The 22,268-nt window shown below is 61.6% G+C and carries 18 protein-coding genes and 2 pseudogenes; 5 read left to right on the top strand and 15 right to left on the bottom strand.

What is annotated here, in order from left to right; genetic code table 11:
• Positions 1 to 161: 161 nt before the first annotated feature.
• Together FNZ07_RS05295 and FNZ07_RS05290 are read left to right on the top strand one after the other, a co-directional pair.
• Positions 162 to 1,091: an HpcH/HpaI aldolase/citrate lyase family protein gene (locus FNZ07_RS05295; protein ID WP_091012158.1), complete on the top strand. Its 930-nt coding sequence runs from the start codon at positions 162 to 164 to the stop codon at positions 1,089 to 1,091.
• Between the two features lie 143 nt (positions 1,092 to 1,234).
• Entirely contained in the window at positions 1,235 to 2,596 is a 1,362-nt protein-coding gene (locus FNZ07_RS05290) for a DHA2 family efflux MFS transporter permease subunit (protein ID WP_091012156.1), read from the top strand.
• Positions 2,597 to 2,686: 90 nt separating this feature from the next.
• Here FNZ07_RS05290 and FNZ07_RS05285 read toward each other — a convergent pair whose 3' ends face one another.
• The 4 genes and pseudogenes from FNZ07_RS05285 to FNZ07_RS05270 all read right to left on the bottom strand — a co-directional run bounded on the left by FNZ07_RS05285 (position 2,687) and on the right by FNZ07_RS05270 (position 7,477).
• Entirely contained in the window at positions 2,687 to 3,361 is a 675-nt protein-coding gene (locus FNZ07_RS05285) for a hypothetical protein (protein ID WP_143098073.1), read from the bottom strand.
• 307 nt (positions 3,362 to 3,668) lie between these two features.
• The gene (locus FNZ07_RS05280) at positions 3,669 to 4,502 is read right to left on the bottom strand and encodes a hypothetical protein (RefSeq protein ID WP_143098072.1); all 834 of its coding nucleotides are present in this window, start codon (positions 4,500 to 4,502) and stop codon (positions 3,669 to 3,671) included.
• A gap of 261 nt (positions 4,503 to 4,763) precedes the next feature.
• Positions 4,764 to 6,008: pseudogene (locus FNZ07_RS05275) on the bottom strand (MFS transporter); the annotation flags it as partial.
• 5 nt (positions 6,009 to 6,013) lie between these two features.
• Positions 6,014 to 7,477 carry a M20 family metallopeptidase gene (locus FNZ07_RS05270; RefSeq protein WP_091012146.1) on the bottom strand — a complete coding sequence of 488 codons (1,464 nt, stop codon included), beginning with the start codon at positions 7,475 to 7,477 and terminating at the stop codon, positions 6,014 to 6,016.
• 121 nt (positions 7,478 to 7,598) lie between these two features.
• Here FNZ07_RS05270 and FNZ07_RS05265 point away from each other — a divergent pair, with 121 nt between their 5' ends.
• Together FNZ07_RS05265 and FNZ07_RS05260 are read left to right on the top strand one after the other, a co-directional pair.
• Positions 7,599 to 8,498: a LysR family transcriptional regulator gene (locus tag FNZ07_RS05265; protein WP_091012143.1), complete on the top strand. Its 900-nt coding sequence runs from the start codon at positions 7,599 to 7,601 to the stop codon at positions 8,496 to 8,498.
• Between the two features lie 166 nt (positions 8,499 to 8,664).
• Positions 8,665 to 9,069, top strand: coding sequence for a transposase (locus FNZ07_RS05260; RefSeq protein WP_143098071.1), 405 nt, complete (start codon positions 8,665 to 8,667; stop codon positions 9,067 to 9,069).
• A gap of 38 nt (positions 9,070 to 9,107) precedes the next feature.
• Here the strand turns inward: FNZ07_RS05260 and FNZ07_RS05255 are convergent, their stop codons facing one another.
• Entirely contained in the window at positions 9,108 to 10,508 is a 1,401-nt protein-coding gene (locus tag FNZ07_RS05255; RefSeq protein ID WP_091012139.1) for a sigma-54 dependent transcriptional regulator, read from the bottom strand.
• Between the two features lie 475 nt (positions 10,509 to 10,983).
• Positions 10,984 to 11,670 (bottom strand): response regulator transcription factor, encoded by a 687-nt coding sequence (locus FNZ07_RS05250; protein WP_091012136.1) that lies wholly within the window; start codon positions 11,668 to 11,670, stop codon positions 10,984 to 10,986.
• A gap of 746 nt (positions 11,671 to 12,416) precedes the next feature.
• On the opposite strand from FNZ07_RS05250, the gene FNZ07_RS05245 reads away from it, so the two are divergent.
• On the top strand, positions 12,417 to 12,929 hold the full coding sequence (locus FNZ07_RS05245) for an OmpA family protein (protein ID WP_308076695.1): 513 nt from the start codon (positions 12,417 to 12,419) through the stop codon (positions 12,927 to 12,929).
• A gap of 90 nt (positions 12,930 to 13,019) precedes the next feature.
• On the opposite strand, the gene FNZ07_RS05240 is transcribed toward FNZ07_RS05245, so the two are convergent.
• From FNZ07_RS05240 to FNZ07_RS34615, 9 genes and pseudogenes are all read right to left on the bottom strand, one after another.
• Complete coding sequence (locus FNZ07_RS05240; protein WP_091012131.1) at positions 13,020 to 14,285, bottom strand: glycosyltransferase family 9 protein; 1,266 nt, start codon at positions 14,283 to 14,285, stop codon at positions 13,020 to 13,022.
• Between the two features lie 28 nt (positions 14,286 to 14,313).
• Positions 14,314 to 14,913, bottom strand: a complete 600-nt coding sequence (locus FNZ07_RS05235) for a class I SAM-dependent methyltransferase (protein WP_245811482.1) — start codon at positions 14,911 to 14,913, stop codon at positions 14,314 to 14,316.
• 307 nt (positions 14,914 to 15,220) lie between these two features.
• On the bottom strand, positions 15,221 to 17,035 hold the full coding sequence (locus FNZ07_RS05230) for a tetratricopeptide repeat protein (protein WP_091012127.1): 1,815 nt from the start codon (positions 17,033 to 17,035) through the stop codon (positions 15,221 to 15,223).
• 87 nt (positions 17,036 to 17,122) lie between these two features.
• Positions 17,123 to 18,250, bottom strand: coding sequence for a DUF2827 domain-containing protein (locus FNZ07_RS05225; protein WP_091012125.1), 1,128 nt, complete (start codon positions 18,248 to 18,250; stop codon positions 17,123 to 17,125).
• Positions 18,247 to 18,723 (bottom strand): DUF4019 domain-containing protein, encoded by a 477-nt coding sequence (locus FNZ07_RS05220; RefSeq protein WP_091012123.1) that lies wholly within the window; start codon positions 18,721 to 18,723, stop codon positions 18,247 to 18,249. Before FNZ07_RS05220 ends, FNZ07_RS05225 begins: the two co-directional genes overlap by 4 nt.
• A 52-nt stretch (positions 18,724 to 18,775) precedes the next feature.
• Positions 18,776 to 19,372 carry a hypothetical protein gene (locus FNZ07_RS05215; RefSeq protein WP_091012121.1) on the bottom strand — a complete coding sequence of 199 codons (597 nt, stop codon included), beginning with the start codon at positions 19,370 to 19,372 and terminating at the stop codon, positions 18,776 to 18,778.
• Positions 19,369 to 20,526 (bottom strand): DUF2827 domain-containing protein, encoded by a 1,158-nt coding sequence (locus tag FNZ07_RS05210; protein ID WP_091012119.1) that lies wholly within the window; start codon positions 20,524 to 20,526, stop codon positions 19,369 to 19,371. Before FNZ07_RS05210 ends, FNZ07_RS05215 begins: the two co-directional genes overlap by 4 nt.
• Positions 20,527 to 20,528: 2 nt before the next feature.
• A complete protein-coding gene (locus FNZ07_RS05205; RefSeq protein ID WP_091012116.1) occupies positions 20,529 to 21,689 on the bottom strand; it encodes a DUF2827 family protein in 1,161 nt (386 codons plus the stop codon).
• 105 nt (positions 21,690 to 21,794) lie between these two features.
• A pseudogene (locus tag FNZ07_RS34615) lies at positions 21,795 to 22,256 on the bottom strand (YadA family autotransporter adhesin); the annotation flags it as partial.
• Between the last annotated feature and the right edge of the window lie 12 nt (positions 22,257 to 22,268).

Below are 22,268 nucleotides of genomic sequence, written 5' to 3'. Positions count from 1 at the left end.
AATCAGGCAATTAATCGGAATTCCCACTTTTCATCGCAGATACACGTAGATGTGTACCTGCGGGGATACCTATCGCTCATCAGGTTTAGCGAAACCGGGAATATGCATTATTTGCTCCTGATTGAATAGTCGTTCCGAATTCAATTTATCGGGAGTATCGAATGAAAAAGATTTCGCCTTTCAGACTGGGCGGGACGCTGTACATGCCTGCGACGCGCACTGACATCCTCGACGTGGTTTTCCGGGAGAAATTGCCCGAGTTGCGCTCTCTGGTCGTCTGCCTCGAGGACTCGGTCAGTGCTTCGCAAGTCGACTATGCATTGAGCAATCTGCAGGCGTTGCTCGAGCAGATCGACTCGCGAGGAGGGTGCGCCGGGAATGGCCCGCTGTTGTTTGTCCGGCCTCGTAACGCCGGTATGGCGGCGACCCTGAACAACTGGCCGCTAATCGGACACGTGGATGGGTTCGTATTGCCCAAAATCTCCCTGAGAAACCTGCATGAGTGGGACACAGCCGTCAGCAACCCTGCGCTCGCGGTGATGCCGACGCTGGAGACATCGGAGGTATTCAGCCCCGGCGCGATGGTCGAGCTGGGCGAAGGACTCAAGGCCAGCTTCGGCGACAGGGTGGTCGCGCTACGTATCGGGGCAAACGATCTGCTCGGCTCCATGGGGTTACGCAGAAACCCGCTGGAGACGCTGTACAGCACGCCCATGGCCTACGTTATTCCGATGCTCGGCGGCATCATGGGCGCACAAGGTTTTTCGCTCACCGCGCCCGTGTTCGAGCAGTTTTCCGCGCCCGAATTACTCAAGAAAGAACTGGCGCTCGATATCTCTCATGGGCTCGTGGGGAAAACAGCGATTCATCCGGCGCAGATCCCGCTCATCAACGAGGCTTTCAGAGTTCGGAGGGAAGACCTGGACTGCGCACGGCTCATCGTGACGAACGACGCGCCGGCGGTATTCAAGTTCGACGACGCGATGTGCGAGCCGGCTACGCACTACCAATGGGCGACCAGGATCATCGATCGGGCCGAGTGGTACGGCGTGCGCGAAGAGATCGAAGACCTGGAGATGGATGCAGCCTGAATCCGGCTGACGTGCGTTGAAACAGGGGAGTGGCGAGCCGTCGCGAGGTTACACAGACAGCGCTTCTCCCCTCTCGCCAGAAGCCAGACGCAGCACGACCTGCCCTGCGCGCCCTCTCACACGCTGTCATTTTCTTCGCTCCGATGTCCAGGACTTCCTCTCATACCGCACTGCTTTGGACTGTAGCCGCCGGCTTCTTCATGCAGTCGCTCGACACGACCATCGTCAACACCGCCCTGCCGTCAATCGCCCGCGCCTTCGGCGAAGATGCGCTCGCGATGAGCAACGTCGTAGTCGCCTACACGCTGACGATGGCAACGCTCACGCCCGCGTCAGGCTGGCTCGCGGATCGCTTCGGCACACGACGCGTCTACTTCAGCGCCATTCTTGTGTTCGTAGCCGGCTCGCTATGTTGCGCGGCCGCACATAGCGCGACGCAACTGGTTGCGGCGCGGGTGCTGCAAGGCGTCGGCGGTTCGATGTTGCTGCCGGTCGGCAGGCTCGCCGTGCTGCGCAGTGTGTCGGGCAAAGACTACGTGTCCGCTATCGCGTTCATTTCGATCGCGAGCCAGGTCGGGCCGATTGTCGGGCCGACAGTCGGCGGCTGGTTGATCGAATCCGCGTCCTGGTACTGGATCTTCCTGATCAACGTACCGATCGGCGCGATCGGCCTTGCCGCGGGTTATCGCTACCTGCCGCGCGATTCGCTGATCGATCCGCCGCCGTTCGACTACATGGGCTATGCGCTTCTCTCACTCGCGATGATCACCGCTTCGCTCGCCGTCGATATCCCAACGGGTGGATCGCGCGGCATGTGGACGCTCGGTGCCTTGACGGTCGCGATCTTCGCAGTGCTCGCGTATGTGGCCTATGCACGCAAACATGCCAATCCGCTGTTTCGGCTCGGTCTCTTTGCCGAGCCCAATTTTGCGGTGGGCCTCGCCGGTAACCTGATCTGCCGGATCGGCACGACGGCCACACCGTTCTTGTTGCCGCTTTTGATGCAACTCGAGCTTGGCTATTCGCCGTTGCGCTCGGGGCTGATGCTGTTGCCTGCCGCTGTCGCCGGCACGTTCGCGAAACGCTGGATTACACCGCTTGTACGCCGCTTCGGCTACAGCGTGTTCCTGCGTATCAACACGCTCGTGGTCGGCATCACGATTGTCACGTTTGGCCTGATTACCCCAGCTACACCGCTGTTCGTCGAGATCGTGTTGCTCGCCATTTTCGGCGCCGCCAATTCGATGCAGTTCGCCGCCATGAACAGCGTCACGCTGAAGGACCTGTCGCATCGCGACGCCGGTAGCGGCAACAGCCTCTTTTCGATGGTGCAGATGCTTGCGATGGGGCTCGGCGCATCGCTTGGCGGCGCGCTGGCGAGTGTGTTCGGTGCGCACACGGGGTCGCCTGCGCTGGGTTTTCAGCTGAGCTTCGTTTGCATCGGTGCGGTGACGCTCGCGTCAACGGGGATTTTCTGGCGGTTGCGGACGTTGGCGCATGGATAGAGCGAGGAATGCCGGCTTGGGCATTCCTCGTCCAGTCGAGCACGGCATTGTCAACGATGGACAACAATCAAGCGGTGCACATGTCGTGTATCACTTGCGATCGTATTTCCCATCGCCATAACCTCCGGTCAGCGTCTCGCTGTTACCGGTGTCGTATCTTTCCAGGCGCGAGTTCCTACGTGATTGCGCCGCGGACACGTACTGCGGTTTCGGCCCGGACGTCTGCTCTGTGTAGTCCCCGTTACCACGCGCGAACGCGGCGAACTTTCTTCCCCACGAAGAGAGCGTTGCCCTGAACGAGTTCTGCGGCTTGACGCCGGCTCCGGTCGATTGCAGCGGCTTTCCGCCACCGGCAGAAGATCCATGCGTCGACGTATTGTGCAGCGTTGTCGTACTGCTATTCGCCGACTGGCTATACAACGTGGAACCGCTCAGCATGCTCCCGGTGGGGCTTGAGGGTCGGGTGTGCTGTGACGGCATCGCAGGCCCCCCATGGGCGCCCGTCATGTTGTTCGTCGACTGCAACGGCACCTTCAGCGGTGGCAATGGCACCTTCGGCGGCAGTTCCGGCGTCTTCGGCGGCACCGGCGGCCGTGAACCCGCCTGAGCGCCACCGAGGTCCGGCATCGAATGACGGCGATCGGGCGTTGGTCCCCAGAACATCTGCTTGAACATCGCAGCGGGGTCCGGCTGCGCAGCCCCGCTTCCCGTCGAATCCAGCGGAGTCTTCGGCGGCAATGCCGGCGGAGCGGAATTCCGTCTCATAGCGCCCGGGTTCTGCAGTGTCGGTGCTCGCGAATTCTGCAGAGCGCCGAACTGCGCACCCCCTGCCGGGGGTCGTGGCGTTGCCGGGGACCGCGTTGGCGACGCCGGCGCACTCGAAGTACCGTGAAAAGCCGGCGAGCCGTGACTGGGTTGCGAATCTGCGATGCGGGGCATAACGCTCCTCGGGGTCGGAAAGTGGCACACCCCGATCATATGAATGTCGACCTATGGTCGCTGGTATTCATACGAAGAAATGGCGGCAAATCTGAAGCAACCGGACTGTCCACTCGATATCACGCAATCTGCATCAATCCCAAGCGGAGCCCGTGCGAGCCGGTGCGGCCGAGCTCATGCACCCGTCAATCTGACGGAGCATTTCCTTCAGCTTGTTTTTCGCTCCTTCGCTCTTCAGATTCGGTTTGATCGAAGCTGCTCTGGCGCGGAGCGTGTCCAGTTCTGGTCGCGTGGGCGGATTTCGGACGAGATCCGGCAACACGCTTTCGATCTCGGTGAGCGCTTCGTCGATTCGCGCCTCCTTTGACGCGTAGCGACACCCAACCAGAAGAAACGTGATGCGGGACTGCGGCTTCATCCCGGTCGGGTTTTCTTTATAGGCGCGACCGAGGTCCAGCAAGGCGTTGTAGTCAGCGTCTGACATCTTGCTAATGGGTTCGCTCGAAGATGATCCTTTCGATGCGAACGGATTCAATTTCGCAGACAGGGCAGACATCTTTGACGTGGCAGGCTCCTGAAGTGGAGCGCCTGGCGTCGCTTTGCCAGCCATTTCTGCGCCACCATCTCCGCGCTGCGCGCCGTCTGCGCGCGCGGCACGCTTCGCTATTTCCTTTTTCGCCGCGTTCCCGATCCCGCCGTCATATGTCTCGGCGCAATTCATCAGCGTCGACATGCGCATGTCACGAACGACCGCGCGCCTGGGATTGAAGAAGTCCTTCACCCGCGACCCGACATTGCCACCACTCTTGTTTGACGAGCCGGACGAACGCAGATCACGCAACCCGTTGATCCCTGCGCCGCCCGCCTGAGGCGTTTCAGACGCGGGCTCGCGCGTGGGTTCTCCGGCATGTGTGGTAACCGGCGACTGACTTCGAGCGTCGTTAGGCGACGAGGGATCGATACGCATGAGTTCACCATTCGTAAGAGGTACGGCAATGTGTCCAGATTCACCCGCATCTGTGCAGCATTGTGTCCAGATGCCTCGTGGCACTCTATCCAGAACGCCACGTTCGCGCGGCACACTTACGAAACGGTGTCGACAAATCCGAATCCGGAAGCCCTACCTCGCGGCGCCCCCTTGCGTGTCGGCAACAATGCCAGCCTCCGCGGTGTGATCCGTGCGAAACGCAGCGGACGCGCCGCCGCGCATGTTGCCGACGCGCCGCGATTGACTGCGCGCCACACCCGCGAGCGCAACAAGGCTCACAGTGGCCGTGAACATCAGGTAAAAGCCTGGCGCACTGCGATTGCCGGTGGCGCTCAGCAGCCACACGGTGATCATCGGCGTAAAGCCGCCGAAAACCGTGACGCCGATGTTGTAGCCGATCGACATGCCCGTCGCGCGCGTCGCGACCGGAAACAGTTCGGCCATCAATGCCGGCAGCGCGCCGAAATAGATCGATTTGAGCAGCGCGAGCCAGCCGACCAGCACGAACAACGAGACGACCGACACATGGCCGACCGCATACGAAAACGCCGGATACGCCGTGACGAGACACAGCACCGCGGTGACCGCCATCTGCTTCAACCGACCAATGCGATCGGACAGATGGCCGGCAAGCGGCGTGACGACGGTGAGCACGAGACCGGCGAAGGTACTCGCAGCAAAACCGGTCGATGTGTCGAGATGCAGTTCGCGAATCGTGAAAGTCGGCACGTATTGCAGCAGATAGTTCATCGACGTCGATACCGTCAGCGCGCCGATCGCTGCGAGCAGCATCCACTTTTGCGTCGTGAACACGTCGCGTACCGGCGTTGCGGTACGCGTTGCTTCGCTGAAATCCGGCGCGTCTTCGAGAAAGCGCCGCAGATACAACCCGACCGGCCCGATCAGCAAGCCGAAGAAGAACGGCACACGCCAGCCCCACGCATCCAGTTCGGATGGCGACAGCAGTTTCGCGAGCACGTAGCCCCAGCCGGACGCGAGCAGGATCGCGCAACCCTGCGTCGCGAACTGCCAGCTCGCGATAAAACCGCGCCGATGTGGCGCATGTTCGATCAACATCGCCGTCGATGCACCGAATTCCCCGCCCGCCGAAAACCCCTGAATCAACCGCGCGGCGAACACACCGAGCGGCGCCGCAAGACCGATCGTCGCGTAGGTCGGAATCACCGCGATGATCGCGGTGCCGGCCATCATCAGCGTGACGCTCAGCACGAGCGCGGCCTTGCGTCCGCGCTGGTCCGCATACGCGCCGAGCACCATGCCCCCAAGCGGTCGCACCAGATATGACGCGCCGAATGAGCCGAACGTGAGCAGCATCGACGCAGTGTCGTTGGCCGTCGGGAAGAAGTGCTTCGCGATATAGACGGCGAAGAAGCCGTAGATCGCGATGTCGAACCATTCGAGCGCATTGCCGACCGAGGTCGCAAGCACGATCTTCGTCAGGCTGAGGGGTTGCTTTTGCATGATGCCGCCTATTCGCGCGATGCTGCGCTTGTTGGTGCGCTCGCCGATGCACTCATCGCCGCGCGCGCCGCCACGACGCTCGCCGCCGAATCGCCGAGATCCCACCACAACCCGGCCATCACACCGAGCGCTTCGCGTGCGACCGAGCCAAGCAGATGCTCGTTCGGCGCATGCTGCGAGCACGCGGGATACGAATGCGGCACCCACAACGTAGGCAGGTTCAGCGTGCCGGCAAACGCATCGTTCGGCACGGTGCCGCCGAGATTCGGCAACAGCGCCGGTTCCTTGCCGGTGGTCGCGCGCATCGAAGCGAGCGCCCAGTTCACCCACGGGTCCTCGAGATCGAGCCGCGTCGCGGCACTGCCCGTCGACACCTTCACGCGAACCTCGTCGAAGCCATGCCGCGCGAAGTGCGTCTCGAGATGGTGCGCGGTCCGCTCCCAATCCGTGCCGACGACAAAGCGCAACTGGCACACCGCTTTCGCTGACGGCGGTATCGCGTTGACCGGCGCATCCGCATTGCCCGACTTGAACGCGAGCACCTCGAGCGCATTCCACGCAATCACACGCTCGGTCGGCGTCAGCCCCGGTTCGCCCCACGTCGGGTCGATCGCCGGCGACTGCTCGTCGCGGCCGAGTTCGATATCGGCAAGCGCGCGGCGTACTGCCGAAGAAACGGGCGGCGGCCGCAGCCCTTCCACCGCGATGCGCCCATGACGATCGACAAGACTCGCGATCGCGTGCGCAAGCACCACCGCCGGATTGCGCAACACGCCGCCCCAGTTGCCCGAATGATGGCCGCCGTCGCGCAGATCGACCGACAGCTCGAACAACACCGCGCCGCGCGAACCGAGAAACAGCGTCGGGCGTTCGGCGGACACGCGTGGGCCGTCGCTGGCGAGGAATAGATCGGCGGCAAGCGCGGTCTTGTTCGCTTCGCAGACCGCATACAGACCCGGCGAGCTGACTTCCTCGCCGGTTTCGAAGAGCACCTTTACGTTGTAGCCGAGCCGGCCACCGCGTGCGTCCAGCACGGCGGCGAGTGCGGCGAAGTTGATCGAGTGCTGGCCTTTGTTGTCGGCGGTGCCGCGGCCGTACCAGCGGTCGCCCTCGACGACGATGTCCCATGGTTTAAGTCCGGCGCGCCACTGGTCGTCGTAGCCGCGCACGACGTCGCCGTGGCCGTAGGTGAGGACCGTGGGCAGTTCGGCGCCTTCATGGCGTTCGGCGATCAGCAGTGGGCCGCCGTGCGGTTCGGGGTTCGTCACGACCCGGCTCGTGAAGCCGAGTTGCTGAAGCGCAGGCGCGATCTCGTCGGTCAGATACGCGTGCAGCGTCTCCGCCCGCGATGGATTCTGACTCTCGGTCCGGCACGCAACGCGGCGCGCCAGTTGTTCGAGCAAGGCGCCCGAATCGAACGTGCGAAAAGCCGCATCGACTGCTGCTGTGCGGGTGTTCTGGCTTGTGGTCACAGTGCGCTTCTCCAGCCTGGTTGCAGGGTTGCGAAGCAGTCTAGGAAGGCCAATAATTCGCCACAATTTCAATCTTTGCGGATAGCATTGCCGAAACGGCAACGCACAGACGGGGGACTCCATGCTGCACGGCATCGCGTTGCGCTATTTCGTCGAAGTCGCCCGCACGGGCTCGCTGGCCGCGGCATCGGAGAATCTGCACGTCGCGGTGTCGGCACTCAGCCGGCAGATCGCCAAGCTCGAACAGGAAGTCGGCACTCCGCTCTTCGAGCGTCTGCCGCGCGGCATGGTGCTAACCGAATCGGGCGAGTTGCTCGCCCAACATGCGCGGCGCGCGCTGATGGACGCGGACGCCGTGCTCGCCGATATTTCCGCGGCGCACGCGCTCGGCGGAGGTATCGTGCGCGTCGGTTGCACCGAGGGCTTCACGCGCTATTTCCTGCCGTCGGTACTCGCCGCGTTCCATGTCGAGCACCCGCTGACCCGCTTCGTCCTACGCTCGGGCACACCGGCCCAGGTCGAGCATTGGGTGGAGATCGGCGATGTCGATCTTGGCCTTGGTTTCTCGACGGCGACATCGACGGCGGTCAGCGTTGAATTCACGCAGAGCGCTCCGGTCTGCGCACTGCTTCCCCCTACGCATCCTCTCGCGCACAAAGACCGGCTCACGCTCGACGATCTGCTTGCGCACCCGGTCGCGGTGCTCGAACGCGGTACGACGGTGCGTCAGTTGCTCGACTGGTGTTGCTCGGCGCGCGGCCGACATCTCGAACCGCTGCTGACCGGCAATAACTCCAGCGCGATGCATCACTTTGCCGCACTGACCGGCGTCATCACACTGGGCAGCCGCATTGCGCTACGCGGTATGCGTAATGATGCATCGCTGCTCGCGAAGGACATCGACGAGCCGTTGCTGCAGCAACGCCAGATGCAGTTGACGACGATGAAGGATCGTCGTCTGCCGGCTATCGTCGAGCGGTTTCTCGTGAAGCTGAAAGAGGCATTGAGTGCGACGGACTAATGCGAGCTAGCGCGTATTTGTCAATCGTTAACAGTTGCTCGCAGGCATTCGCGGTAGCCTAGAACCGCATGTCGTGCGCTTCACCGTGAGCCTCGGCATTCAATTCCTTCGCACTCACGCCGCCGGTTTGGAGCGCGTTTTTCCGTCTGCCTTTTTCAGCCTGCGAATGTCGTCGAATCCATTACTACTGAGCCCTACGCTGCCCGAAAAGCCGTTCCGCGAACTCACGGAAGACGAGTGGTTGCGCGTCGCGCAGCTGCTGCCGGAAATGAAGACGAGCGCGCCGCGTCGTGGCCGCCCGCATGCGGATATCCGTCAGGTCGTCAACGGTATCTTCTGGGTGCTCCATCATCGCAAGCCGTGGAGCGCGCTGCCCAACACGTACCCGGTGCATCAAACCTGCCATCGCCATTTTCAGCGCTGGCACGAGAACGGTGTGCTGTCCGTCATCGCCACTGAGCTGTTCGGCTCCGACGCGATCTGCGCCGACTACGGTTTGCGCAGCCGCAGAATGGTCGTACAGGCCCGGCCTCTGGAAACGCTCACCGTCGACTGGCCAGCGCGCCGCTAGGCGCCCGCTCTCCGCACCTTTTGTCGCCGTGCCAACGGTCAACGCGCGCTGCGCGACGACCTGAAGTTCGCGGCACTCATCCCTCGCGCGCGCAGCAATCGCGTTAGCGTGACGCGTGAAATCCTCAGATCGATTGCTGCCTTGCTCAGGCTGCCGCGATTTCTCAGCAGCGCCATCTGGATCACGTCGCGATCCGCTTCTTCGCGCGCTTCGGCAAGCGACACCGTACTGCGATCCGCATAGTCGCCGAGATCGAGATCGTCCGCCGTGATGAACGGCCGCTCCGACATGACGATCGCGCGCCGCACCCGATTGATCAGCTCGCGAACATTACCCGGCCACGGGTAGGTATAGAGCGCGGCAATCGCGTCCGGCGCGAAACCGCGCACCGTGCGCTGCGAATCCGAACGGTAGCGATCAAGCATGCGTCGCGCGAGCAACTCAATATCCGTACCGCGTGCGCGCAGCGGCGGCTCGTCGATGCGCAGCACGCACAGACGATGAAACAGATCGGCCCGGAAGCGACCGCTTTCGATAGCAGCCGGCATGTCGATGTGCGTCGCCGCGATGATCCGCACGTCGATATCGTGCAACTGATTCCCACCGATCCGCTCAAGCTTCTTCTCCTGCAGGAAACGCAGCAGGCTCGCCTGGCTTTCGAACGGCAGATCGCCGATCTCGTCGAGAAACAGCGTACCGCCCGTGGCCGCTTCGACGCGGCCGATCTTGCGCTGGTTCGCACCGGTGAACGCACCGCGCTCGTATCCAAACAGCTCCGATTGCAGCAGATGCGGCGGAATCGCGCCGCAATTGATCACGACAAACGGCCGGTCGCGGCGCGCCGAGCGCTCGTGGATTTCGTGCGCTGTCAGCTCTTTGCCAGTACCGGATTCGCCCGAAATAAACACGGGCGCATCGGTCCTCGCCACCTTACGGATCGAGCGGAACAGCGCGACCATCGCTTCGCATGAACCGATCATGCTGCCTTCCGCATGCACCTGGTGACCGCCCTTGAGCCCCGCGCGCAGCAGCAGGTTGCCGTCGATATCGCGCTCGTGCATACGCGACTCGAGCATATCGAACGCATAGGCAATCGACAGCGTCAGCTGTGCCGGCGAAGCGGGTGTTGAAAGCACATCGAGGCAGTGGTCGACTGCGAGGTGGCGCACCAGCGGGTCTTCGAGCTGGCCCGCAGCGACGAGGCCGACGGCCCCGACGTTCGGCAACGCGAGCAGCCGTTCAAGCGCCGCATGTGCATCGCTATTGAAGCCGTGCGTGAAGTCGACGACAACGCACGTCAGGACGTTCGCATCCAGCGTGCGTCTCAGTTCGTGCGTGGGCAACGCCGTGGCAATCGACCACGCCTGACACCCGAGGTCGCGCACCCATCCGGACGATTGCCCGGCTGTGAGGACCAGGGTGTGTCTCGTGGTTTGCATTTGTAGTGCTTGTGCCGAGTACGACCGCAGCCTGTTATGGGGCCGGCCGATCACTTCGATCAGGACATTATTTAATTACCTGGTTTGGCACAACTCAATTTGCGGGGTTTTGACAATAGTTAAAGGTCTGCCACTGGCGACCAGGCTAGACTCGATTCCACGCTGTGTGCTCCTACGTCGCCCTGACGTCGATCATGCGCACACACGGCGACCGACCTGACGGGTGCCTATGAAAAAGCATGCGCGGTTTAAGACAGCGTCACAGCTCGGCGAGCGTCGCGCAGAGAGCGCGATGTATGCGGGCAGCCGGATGGCGGCACCCGCTTCAACGCTGGACCGGCAAGCGCAGGAGCGTCCGCCTAGCAGCGAGAGCGAACGGACCACGGCATTGCCATCAGTAGGCGCACGTGTTCGCCTCTGGGACGAATGATCCGGACACATCGGTACGACCCTGGCTGCGATATGCTCAAGCGCCCTACGTGCCGACCGCTTCAAGACGGTAGCCGTATCCATAGATCGTCGTGATCCTGAATCCTGTGCCCGGATGCAGCTGCATCTTTTTTCTCAATACGGAAATGTGCGTGTCGACCGTTCTCGACTCGAATCGCACGTCCGACTTCCACACCACCTCGAGCAGATGGTCACGCGACACCGGCTGGTTAACATGCTGGAACAGCATCAATGCGAGATCGCGCTCCTTGCGTGTCAACGGCAACACGTTGTCGTTCATCGTGACCGTGCCGCCGCCGTGGAACGTGTAAGGGCCGTACGAGACGGAATCCGCAACAGACGCAGTTGTGTGTTTGCGACGCAGTAGCGATTCGATACGCGCCGCCAGCACGCTCGGAGACACTGGCTTGGCCACGCAGTCGTCCGCACCGCCGTTGAAGATGGACACGATATCGGTATCGCGCCGCCGGTTGGTCAGAAACATCACCAGGACGCCAGGCGGTAGATGCTTGCGAACCCAGCTCAGTACCTCGCCGCCTGAAATGTCGGGCAGATTCCATTCGAGTATCACAAGATCGAGCGATTGCCGCTGGAGGTGCTTGATCAGCATGCGGCCTTCAGTAAACTGGTGGCAGACATGACCCGCGCCTTCCAGGACGCGGCTGATCATATCGAGGATCTGGATGTCGCTATCAAGAATACAAACTCTCATGCTGATACCGGTCCTGGTAGCTGGCCTACTGTCGTAATACTCATGGTCTGCTGCGCCGCGCGACAAAAGCGGCGATGTTTCGCCGTTTGTGACGCTCCCCGTAAGACACCACGATCGCGATTCTTTTATTAGATGAGAGTTACCGGGCGATCGAGAAACTGTGCCAAGCCTACGCGGCGCAACCTGCTGTACTAGAGGTATTCTCCTGGAAGCCCCAAACAAAAACTGTCAAACAATGAAAAATCCGGGGCTCACCTGGCCGGGTATTGGCACATTACAGAAGCCGATACCGGTCTGATACCGGTCTTTCTCCCGGCGGGATGCATATCTTTCAGAATCATCGAAACGTCCGTTTCAGGTCTGGGCAAGCGGCTTTTATCGGCGGCGGGTAGTGAATTTATGCGGGATGCACCAATGCGGCTATAAGCCGATATTTGATCTGACATTTCTTGGCAAACCGGAGAAATGCACTAAGCTATAGTCGACATCGGTCAAGCGGCTGTGCCGCTTTCTAATGGGCAACAGTGCGCGCCGGGTCCGGCAATGACCAGCCGCCAGTCGAACTTCATTATTCAAACACCAACATGAAAAAGATCGCCCTTTGCTGGTTCGCTCTCGCTGCCGCCCTGACGGGTTGCACAGCGTCGTCCGGACCGACGTACACCGCTTATTCAATCGATATGCCGGGACACCCGAAGGCTTATCGCGTCGAATGCGGCGGTATCTTCGAAAGCTCGAATAACTGCATGAAAACCGCACAGCATATTTGCGGCGATCAACCCGTGCAGGTCATTCAGTCGATCGACGCGCTTCGCACCGACGGCTCCGCCGCCAATCCGCGCACCCTCACGTTCCAGTGCGGCGCGCCGGAAGTGGCAGCCGCTCCGCCGCCGCCCGCGCCCGTTCCGGCCGCCGCGCCGCAAACGCTCGAGCTGAGCGGTGAAGCGAACTTCGTTACCGACCGGGCAGACCTCACGCCGGCCGCGACTGCGAAGCTCGATAAACTGATCTCGGACAGCAAGGATGCGACGTTCGCCAACGTGACCGTGAACGGTTATACCGATTCGACCGGTTCGCGTGCGCATAACGAAGGGCTCTCCCGTCGTCGTGCCGAGAGCGTGCTGAGCTATCTGAAAGAGCACGGTTTGAAATCGGCGGCGTTCGAAGCGCATGGCTTCGGTCCGGACAATCCGGTCGCATCGAATGCCACGCGGGAAGGACGCGCGAAGAACCGTCGCGTGACCGTTAGCGCGCGCTGACCGCTGGACTGAAGGTTTGTATCGCCGCGCACCGTGACCGGTGCGCGGCGTTTTGCTGCGTCAGTCGATTGTCGATCGTCGAGAGAATGCTCAACCGATAGCCGGAAGTGCCAGCGCGACTTTCGCCTCGTCCAGCGGCTCAGTCCAGTCGCCGAGCTTACGCTGGCGATAAAGGCGCATTGAGGCATACCAGGGTGTAAAACGCGGATCGTCGTACCACCGGCTGTCGCAAGCCTGCGACAGCAGCAACCAGACAGGGCAACCCAGCGTACCCGCGAGATGCGCGGGGCCTGTATCGATCGATATCAGCAGGTCGAGCTTCCGCATGATGGCCGCGGCATCGGCAAACGTAGCCAGATGCGGACCGAGATCGACAATGCCGTGCTCGCTCATCAACGTTTTCTCGTCGGCGCTCAATTCACCCACCTGCAACGAGAAGAACCGGCATGACTGGTTCTCCAGCAAGGGGAGCAGCTTGCGCAGATCGATTGAGCGATAGGGCTCGTGACGTACGCCCGAAGTACTGCGCCAGATCAATCCAACCTTGCGTTCCGTTGTGCCCTCGTCGATGAGCGTTGCCGGTGAACCGGAGAATGCATGGAGCGGCGGCAACGCAATGATCGATGAGGGCGCGTTCGGAAAATACGGGTTGCTTTGATAGCGCGCGAAGAGGCTGAACATCGTGGTGATGAAGTCACATTCAAGCAGTTCAGCATCCAGTTGCTCTACCAGCGTGATGCGCGGATCTGGCTTGATGCAACTGCGAAGCGCCGGTGGGGTTTGAATGCAAACCGAACTCGCGCCTTCCTGGAGAAGCATGTCCACGTAGCGCGAATACATGATCAGATCGCCCATGCCGCCTTCCTGGACAATGCCGACCCGTCTGCCCGCTATCGAATCGGACAATGCGAGAAATTTCTGCTGAAAATGCCGCCACGTATCTTCGCCGGCATCTGGATACAGCAGCCGCACCAGATTGGCGCTTTCTCCCTTGTCTCTGAGTGACCTGAAAATCTCGTGCGCTTCGTAATACTTGCCAAGCTGGTATTTGGCAATGGCGAGCTCCGACATGGCCAGATGCCGGTTCGTACCATACGGGAAGGCTCCCATGGCAGCCGTCAATTGCGCCTCGCCCTGGGCAAACATACCCAGATAAATCATGTCGATGCCGAGTTGAGCGCATTCATAAGGGCCGTCCACCTTATCGATCCATCTGGTGCACAGGTCCTGTGCCTCGCCAGCACGACCGCTCAAACGCAGCGCACGACACCACGACATCGCGGATGCAAAGTCCCCCTTGCTGAGATAGGTCGTGTAGGCGCTGACCAACGCCTCTTCATCGATTGACTGTTGCATCCTGGTTTCCTGAGTCTTGCCGGGTGCCTCAGCTCCAGGCCTGATGAGAGAATTTCACAGCCCATGCTGGAGGCTGCTGCCTGAAAAAGAAATGAAATCCCTCGTTGAACGAGCCCAGCTTGAGACCGTGTTCCGCGCCGATCCGGCTTAACGACTGCGGCGTAAAAAATGAAATATGGCCGTTACGTGGAGCGCAGTACCACCATTTATCGATGCCTTCGCTGGCGATCTCGTCGCTCACCAGCAGCGTGCTGAAAAAAATCGCGCCATCATCGTCGAGAAGCGCGGCGAGATCGGCCATCAACTCACGCGGCTGCGGATGATGCTCGAATACTTCAAACGCCACCACAGTACGGTATTTCGCCGCGAGACCGGTACGCCCCGTTTCGCCACTTGTGTAGGGATCGTATGAATCGATCTGCGTAAAACCGCGCGCTCTCAGTTCCTTCTCGAGCAACCCGAGGCCCGAACCGAAATCGAGCAGGTTGGCCTGTGCCATCTCCGGAAAATTTCCGGCAATTATCTCTGCATTGTCCCGTGGCCGTTTGCCCAGATAGTCGGGGTCGTGCCGATCATAATCGTCGTTGTAAATACACGTTGCGAAGTCCTGATTGGTCCACGCGTCCATCGCCTGCGTGAAAACGAAATGGCACTCGTCGCAACGGTAGTAATAGATGGGTACGCCGACATAGGGGTCGACTTTCTTGCCCGCGTGTTGATCGGCACCGCAACGCGAGAAATCGACTACGCCGCACAGGCGACTGCTCTGACCGCAGCATTTGCATAGCGTCTGCTGCGGCACGACTTGCATATTGGCTAACGACATGGCGCCCTCGGTTCGTCCGGTTACCTGATGTTACTGCGTTCAGGCCGCGGTTCCGGAGCGTCGATTGATTTCGCGCGCAAACCGAAGCGAGGGCGGCAATCTGGTAGTGTCAGCCGGTGTGCTGCCGCGCGTGTTGTTCCGTGCGTTCCCGCAATGCCGTCTGCAACGCGTCGAGAACCGGCGACCAGTCCCCGTAAGCAGACTGTCGAAACAACTTCAGGCTGCTGTACCACGGACTATCGCTACGCTCGAGCATCCACACCCAATGCGGATTGACGTCGAGCAGCAACCACGTCGGCACACCGAGCGCGCCGCCCAGGTGCGCAACCGACGTGCACACAGTGATCACCAGATCGAGGCTGCTCATCAGCGCAGCAGTGTCGTCGAACGACGCAAGCTCCGGCGTCGGATCGCTCACCGGCAGACCTGCGTCGCGCATCCGGACCACACTGTCGCGGTCGTCGACCTGCAGGCTGTAGAATTCGACGCCCGCCACACCGGCGAACGTCTGCGCATACTTCATGGGATCGATCGAGCGTAGCGGATTGCGCTGATGTCCACGGCTACCGCTCCAGACCAGACCGACACGCAGCTTCTCCGGGCCGCCTAGCTTGCCGCGCCACTGCGCAACCCTGTTCGCGTCCGCCAGCAGATAACCTTCGGGCAGAGGTATTGTCTCGGCGGTCATACCGAACATCAGCGGCAGACTGCCGATCGGCACATGAAAGTCGAACGCGGCCAGGTTACCGGCGTTGTGCGCAACCGGTTCGATTCCATAGCGCGCAAGACTGCGCTGGAACAAAGGCAGTACCCCGGCAAAGCAGTTATAGGCAAGCGTGCCGCCTGCCGCCTTCACACGTTCCGCGATCAACGGAACGAAGCGCACGAACTGGAGCGCATCGCCAAAGCCCTGCTCGCCCCACACGAACAACGTCTTGCCCGCGAGATCCTCGCCCTGCCAGCGGTGCTCCGGGCGGAATACCGGCACCTTGGCCAGTTCGCCCGAGCCTTGCCAGCGCGCCTCATGATTGATGAGACCGTTTGCGTAGTCGCCACGAACCAGTTGCAGCATGGCGACCGTCCATTGCACCCGCCGGTTGTTCGGCGCGAGTTGTGCAAGGTGGATCGCTGTAGCCAGCGCCTCGTCCCAGCGCTGCAGTTCCTTAAGTGCACTGATCCGGCCGCCGAGCGCCTCATTGTAGGAAGGCGCGAGCACGCACGCCCGATCGGCGGCGATCAGAGCGTTCTCGGGCTGGCGCAGCGCCAGGTAAGCACTCGACAGGTTGACCCACGCGAGCGAATTGTCCGGGTCGCCGCGGATGACATCCAGCGCGAGCCGTCGCGCCGTCTGCGCGTCCTTCAACTGGTTGTATAACGCAGCGAGATTGCTGCGCAGCATCGGCAGATCGGGGTCGATCTGCATAGCGCGGCTGTACGCATCGAAGGCAGCGTTCAGTTCGCCGTCGCGCTGGCACGCGAGACCCAGCGTGAACCACGGCGCCGCGCGCTTACCGTCGCGCTCGCACCATACCGCTGCAATATCGCGCCCTTCCTGATTGCGTCCGGATTGCGAGAGCAGTTCCATCCATTCGGCGGGCCAGTCGTGGTCGCCATATTCACCGTGCGTCGCTTGCTGGGCTTGCCAGGCGCGCGCGAACCATTCGGCAGCCGGCCCGGCCTGCCCTTGCGTGCGCGCCGTACGCGCCATCTCGACGAGAGCCGGTACGTAGCCGGGCACGACCCCAAGCGCATGACCGAGCGTCGTCGTCGCTTCGCCGTAACGGCCGCACAGGCGCATCACGCGGGCAGCCAGCGTTAGCGCGCCGGCATCGTCCGGCTGCGCGCTGCGCCAGTGCGCAATTTCGTGTGCGGCGTCCACCAGATCGCCAGCCTCGATGAGCCCCGCAATGCGCCCAAACAACATGATCGAATCCACCCGTCGAAGTGCTGCCCGAAGTTACTTTTGACTACCGCTGTTGCACCGATGCGGCAACCGCACCGAACCCGCGTCCTAACGAATCGGTTTGCGAACGAGGTCGTCTAGCAGTGCGCTGTAGGTTGCGACCAGTTGCGGATTGTCCGGCAGAAAACGGCCGATCATCGTGCGCTGCCGCTCGCGATACCAGGACGCGTGCGCGTCGTGCTGATCGAGCGCGCTAAGCACCTGCTGCGCCCCTTTCGCCGCATCGTTCGCCGGGTAGTAGTAGCCGAGTTCCGGACACAGCGACGCGTTGTGCACGAGCGCATAGCCCTGCCAGCACACTTCCAGATAAATGTAGTTCAGCGGATTTTCCAGCTGATGCGAAATGACGATATCGGTATTGCGCGCCAGAAATTCCGGTGTGTCGTGCCGCCCGAGAAAGACCGCCTTGTGGTTCCTGACGATATCGAGCTGGTTCATCAGCGCGATGAACTCGTGGCTTTCGCGAGCGATCTGCTCGGCGTTGGTGACCTGCAGTATCGCGATGCTGTCGGGCCGCTCGCGATAGACCAGTTCGGCGATCAGTGCCGGGTACAGGCAGAACTTGACGACATTGTGGTTCGGCTCGATCACCGAGAGCCGCTTCGGACCGCTGCCCGGCCGGTATCGACCGCTCTCGGGCAGATCCTTGCTGCGTTCCTCGACGAACATCGGGCTCCAGATGAACGGCGCGACACGTGCGGGCAAACGCCGCAATACCTCGAAGTACGACCGGCTGATGTTGTCGACCTGCGGAATCATCCAGATGTCGTCGTAGCGCTGGTTGACGAACAGGTTCTCGCCCCATAGCGGCCGTCGAAACAGCACCGATTCCATCGCATGCACGTATTCGAAGCCGCAGCAGTAGGACACGAGTCGCACGCCGCGCTGCTTCAGGTACTCCGTTTGCGCCGCGTCGATCTGACCGCCGAGTTCGATCAGCACATCGAGTGTGTCTTTCGCATCGTCGAAGGTGCGGGTCGGCCAGCGTGTCTGGTCCCACGGTAGCTTGTCGGTAATCGCAGTCTGCGTCGTATTGACGAGCACCGTCGCCGCGACGTTCGGGCATTGCCGCAACGCCTCGGCGAGGAACACCGCGTTCTGCTTGATCCCGTTGTTCCAGAGCGTTTCCGCCTCGTGGTGCAAGCCGATCGTGATGCCGACACGCAATGCGTTCATGGCTTCGGCGCGGCGGGCTGGACCGTCGCATTGCGCTCCTGGTTCCGGCGCGCGTTGTAGCCGACCAGTCGCCATTGACCATCGGATTCCAGCCGGAAGCTGACCAGCTCGAATACGGTCTGGCCATCGGTGGTGTGCGATGCGTAGTCGACGTTTGCGTACAGGCCGTCTGGGACGTCGTGACTGTTCGTGTATTGCAGTCGCGTCACGGACGCCCAGCCGCGCGAACTGACGGCACCATACGACTGCCGCTGCTGCTGTAACTGCGTGATGAACTGCGCTCGCTCGAACTTCGTCTTGACGAACGGCGCGGCGTTGTCCCACAGCGCGCCACCATGCGACGCATCGATTTGTTGCAGCACCGCGTCCGCATCGTGCAGCAGTTCGTCGGCCGAGGTGCCGGCGGCCATCGCGCCCGCTGCGAAAGACATCAGCAGCGTGGTGGCTGCCAGCTTCGTGAACCTGTGTTTCATCCGTTCTCTCCTCGTTTGCAGTCATCCCGCGAAACGCGGGTCATGGCCGTGATCAGTGGGCGCTTGCCGCTTTCGAAAACGCCACGTAGCGGCGAATCACCAGACAGCCCGGCGGCGAGTCGATCAGCGACACCGACGAGCCGGGGTCCTTGCCGTCGGTGTAGACGGTCATCTGGTTCAGCAGCGGTGTCGCGCGATAGCCATGCAGCTCCTGGGTCGCGATCGTCTTGCACGCGACCGGTGCCGCCGAAATCCGCTCCGCCAGCACCGAGCACGAGCCATCCGCTTCCGGCACCGCGGTGATCGACATCGCCGCCGCATTCGAGCCGTAGTCGAGCCCGATCAGCGAAAACACCGGGCTGCTGTTCACGCGTTTGTGATCCCAGTCGAGCAACAGGTCGTTGCTGGCCGTGCCCTGCACGCCGAGCGTCGACAGCGAAGTGAGCTGCGGACGGCATTGCTTGATGCCGACGTTGTTGACGGCTGCGGCCATCGAGTTCAACGGGCCGGACGGCGTCGGTGCGCTCAGCACGCTCTGTGCGGACGCAGCGGGTACGAACATCGTCATCGACACGGCACAACACGCGGCAGCGGTCGCGCATGCACCGCTGCGGAAATACGCTGCAAGACGGGAAAGAGCGGAGATCATGGCTGACGGTTCACGTAGAGTGCATCGATTGCATCGGCATATGCCCGCACGTTGACTTCGTTTTCCGGATCGAGCCGGCGCAGGTAGGTCTTTGCCGTCTGCCGGTACGATGCGAGATTCGTATCGTGCTCCGCGAACGCCCGACGCAATGCGGCGCCACCTTCTTCACAGTCGAAATCGTGATAGCGATACCCGCAATCGCCGAGCAGGTGCGAATTGTGGATCAACGGATAGCCGCCGTAGAGCGCTTCGTAATAGACATAGTTCTGCGCGTTTTCCCAGTGATGGGAGACTACGACATCGACGTTGGCGGACACGATCTGCACGAACGGGAAACGCCCCTCGAACGACGAAAGACCGTGTTGCACGATGTTCAGGCTGTGCGCAAAACCGTTGAAGGTCACATGCTCTTTCAGGTGGAACGTGTTGTACGCCCAGACGCGCTCGAGCATGTCGGGGTCGGCGCGATGCGCGACCTCGCAGCACAGCATCGGGATGAAACCTGTTTTGACCATGCAGATGTTCGGCTCGAAGATCCCTGCGCGCCAGCGCCTGCGGCCGGGCTGATAGCCAAAGCTCGTACCGGCCGGCAGCGCCGCGACCTCGCGCTCGAGCACCGCGGAGCTCCACAGATGCGGCACGATGCGCACTTCGGCGCGCATCGCGCTGCGATAGTACGGAGCAGCCGTTTTCTCGTACTGCGGCAGCGTCCAGATCTCGTCGTACGGCGCGCCGGAAATGAGGAGCCCGTGTTGCTTGTCGAACACCATCCGCTCGGCGTCGATCACATAGTCGTTGCCCACGCGCATCGTCGCGACCTTGCCGCCGCGCTCGCGAAACGCAACGATCCATTCGCGACCGAGTTGCGCGCTCATCTCGATCATCAGATCGAGGGTTTCCATCGCCGTGTTCATATCGATCACGGGTGCAGGAGAGTCGCCGAGAAAATTGCGTGCATCTTCAGTGCTGCCATCGCCGCCGGCGACGAGAAACACCTTGTCGATGCGCGGCACGCGCGTGAGCAGCAGTACGAGAAACAGGCAGTTCTGGAAGATGCCGTTTTCCCACAACGACTGCGTACCCTTGCGCACATGAATCGTCACGCCGACGTTGAGCCGGCCGGTACCTTTCTGAAGGGGCGTGGGTGTAGTCATGTTCAATGCCGCCCGTCGACGAAGTCCGTATCGCGGCACAAATCGAGCAAACGGTCCGCGTAACCCTGCAGGTTATGCGCGGCGAATGGATCGACTGCATCGAATACGCGCTGTGAAGCGCTGTGATAGTCGACGAGCCCTGCGTCGTGATGGGCCAACGCGTGCCGCAGTTGCGCGCCGCCTTGCACCGCATCGAACTCCGGATAGTAGTAGCCCGCGCCGAATTCCTTCAGCCATTCGGAATTGTGGATGAGCGGGTAATCGCCGCTCAGTGCGTCGAGATAGCTGTAGTTCTGGTCGTTCGTCCATTGATGCGAAACGACCGTGTCCGCGTGCTGCACCATGAACCCGACGATGTCGTGCCGGCCATGGAACGTGGATTTGTGCTCACGTACAAGATCAAGCGAATTGGCGAGGTGCAGCATGGTGGGATGGTTGGCCATGTGCAGCGTATTGAGCACATGCATCGCTTCAATGCTCGAACGATCGGCGCGATACGCTTCGTCGCAGGCAAGCATGGAGATCGTCGAAGTCTTCGCCACCGAAATGTTCGGTTCGAAAATAGCGACGCTCAAGCCCTTGTGCGCGCCACCTGCTGTGCTCTTTGCACGCGCTGCTTCCCAGCCGAAGCGATAGCCCTGCGTTTCCACTTCGGCAATGCGTTGCCGGACAAACTGCGGATGCCAGAGGTAAGGCACCGTGAACACCGGGCAGCGATGTAGTGTGCGCTGAAAACTGGCGAATAGCCGGTACTCGGGCAGCGACCAGATTTCGTCGCAGCGGTCGGCCCGCGAAAAGTGACTGGGTTTCTCGAAAACGGCGGGTTCCGCAAGACCGGCAAACGGATGGCCGCAGCAGTAATAGACCGCTTTCTTGCCGCGCGCGCGCATCAGGGCGAGCCACTGGGTGTCGAGCGCACCGGCCATTTCGATGATCACGTCGACCTGGTCGCTGGCCTCGCGTTGCGACATCACGGTCAGACCGAGCGTGGCCGTGTCGACCTGTTCCGGCATCACGCCCTGGTCGCCGACGTCGATCAGCGTGACGCCGCGCACGAACGGCAACCGCTGGAACAGGCGAGCCAGAAAGATGATGTTCTGGCCCAGACCGTTCTGCCAGATATTCTGGCCCTGGTGGCTGATAACGGAGATTCCGATGCGCATGTTGCCGTAAAGCAGAAGTGGAGCGGACCGCTGTCAATGACAGCGGTCCGCCAGGGGGTACGGCAATAATAGCGTCAGAGCTGCGCCGACGCTACATTTGCGGGCTTACCACGAGTATCCAACGCCTGCGTTGAACATCATGCGCTCGCCGCTCACCGTGCTCACGCCGAACTTGACGATCGTGTTCTGCGTGACCCGTGCACTTCCGCCCACCGCGAGGGCCGTGTAGCCGCCGTAGTTGCCCAACCCTGCGCCGAGCATGAAGGTCTTGCCCGGCTCGACCTGCGGCAACCCGGCCAGCGCACCGGCCATCGCAACACCCGAATACGCATATTTCGCGACCGTGTTGACGTTGCTCTGCACGCTCTGCAACTGTTGCAAATTCACGGCATCGGTCGGATTCACACCCGCTGCGACGTTCGTGATCGTGCGTTCGTTGCCCGGCGAGCCCACCGACACCGAGTTCGACTGGCTGGCCACCGACCCTGCACCGAGCGCCACCGAGTTCGCCCCGCTTGCCACCGCGTTCGAACCGATCGCGGTCGACTGCGTGCCGGTTGCCTGCGACTGGAAGCCCAC

This window comes from Paraburkholderia megapolitana (assembly GCF_007556815.1).
Lineage (GTDB): Bacteria > Pseudomonadota > Gammaproteobacteria > Burkholderiales > Burkholderiaceae > Paraburkholderia > Paraburkholderia megapolitana.
Note: the sequence above shows the minus strand (reverse complement) of the source record. Positions and strands in the feature narration are given on the sequence as shown.

What these genes read in the sequence shown, in the direction of transcription:
- FNZ07_RS05295 (WP_091012158.1), top strand. Translation starts at nt 162, where the DNA reads ATGAAAAAGATTTCGCCTTTCAGACTGGGCGGGACGCTGTACATGCCT.
- FNZ07_RS05290 (WP_091012156.1), top strand. Translation starts at nt 1,235, where the DNA reads ATGTCCAGGACTTCCTCTCATACCGCACTGCTTTGGACTGTAGCCGCC.
- FNZ07_RS05285 (WP_143098073.1), bottom strand. Translation starts at nt 3,361, where the DNA reads ATGAGACGGAATTCCGCTCCGCCGGCATTGCCGCCGAAGACTCCGCTG.
- FNZ07_RS05280 (WP_143098072.1), bottom strand. Translation starts at nt 4,502, where the DNA reads ATGCGTATCGATCCCTCGTCGCCTAACGACGCTCGAAGTCAGTCGCCG.
- FNZ07_RS05265 (WP_091012143.1), top strand. Translation starts at nt 7,599, where the DNA reads ATGCTGCACGGCATCGCGTTGCGCTATTTCGTCGAAGTCGCCCGCACG.
- FNZ07_RS05260 (WP_143098071.1), top strand. Translation starts at nt 8,665, where the DNA reads ATGTCGTCGAATCCATTACTACTGAGCCCTACGCTGCCCGAAAAGCCG.
- FNZ07_RS05255 (WP_091012139.1), bottom strand. Translation starts at nt 10,508, where the DNA reads ATGCAAACCACGAGACACACCCTGGTCCTCACAGCCGGGCAATCGTCC.
- FNZ07_RS05250 (WP_091012136.1), bottom strand. Translation starts at nt 11,670, where the DNA reads ATGAGAGTTTGTATTCTTGATAGCGACATCCAGATCCTCGATATGATC.
- FNZ07_RS05245 (WP_308076695.1), top strand. Translation starts at nt 12,417, where the DNA reads ATGAAAACCGCACAGCATATTTGCGGCGATCAACCCGTGCAGGTCATT.
- FNZ07_RS05240 (WP_091012131.1), bottom strand. Translation starts at nt 14,285, where the DNA reads ATGCAACAGTCAATCGATGAAGAGGCGTTGGTCAGCGCCTACACGACC.
- FNZ07_RS05235 (WP_245811482.1), bottom strand. Translation starts at nt 14,913, where the DNA reads ATGGACGCGTGGACCAATCAGGACTTCGCAACGTGTATTTACAACGAC.
- FNZ07_RS05230 (WP_091012127.1), bottom strand. Translation starts at nt 17,035, where the DNA reads ATGTTGTTTGGGCGCATTGCGGGGCTCATCGAGGCTGGCGATCTGGTG.
- FNZ07_RS05225 (WP_091012125.1), bottom strand. Translation starts at nt 18,250, where the DNA reads ATGAACGCATTGCGTGTCGGCATCACGATCGGCTTGCACCACGAGGCG.
- FNZ07_RS05220 (WP_091012123.1), bottom strand. Translation starts at nt 18,723, where the DNA reads ATGAAACACAGGTTCACGAAGCTGGCAGCCACCACGCTGCTGATGTCT.
- FNZ07_RS05215 (WP_091012121.1), bottom strand. Translation starts at nt 19,372, where the DNA reads ATGATCTCCGCTCTTTCCCGTCTTGCAGCGTATTTCCGCAGCGGTGCA.
- FNZ07_RS05210 (WP_091012119.1), bottom strand. Translation starts at nt 20,526, where the DNA reads ATGACTACACCCACGCCCCTTCAGAAAGGTACCGGCCGGCTCAACGTC.
- FNZ07_RS05205 (WP_091012116.1), bottom strand. Translation starts at nt 21,689, where the DNA reads ATGCGCATCGGAATCTCCGTTATCAGCCACCAGGGCCAGAATATCTGG.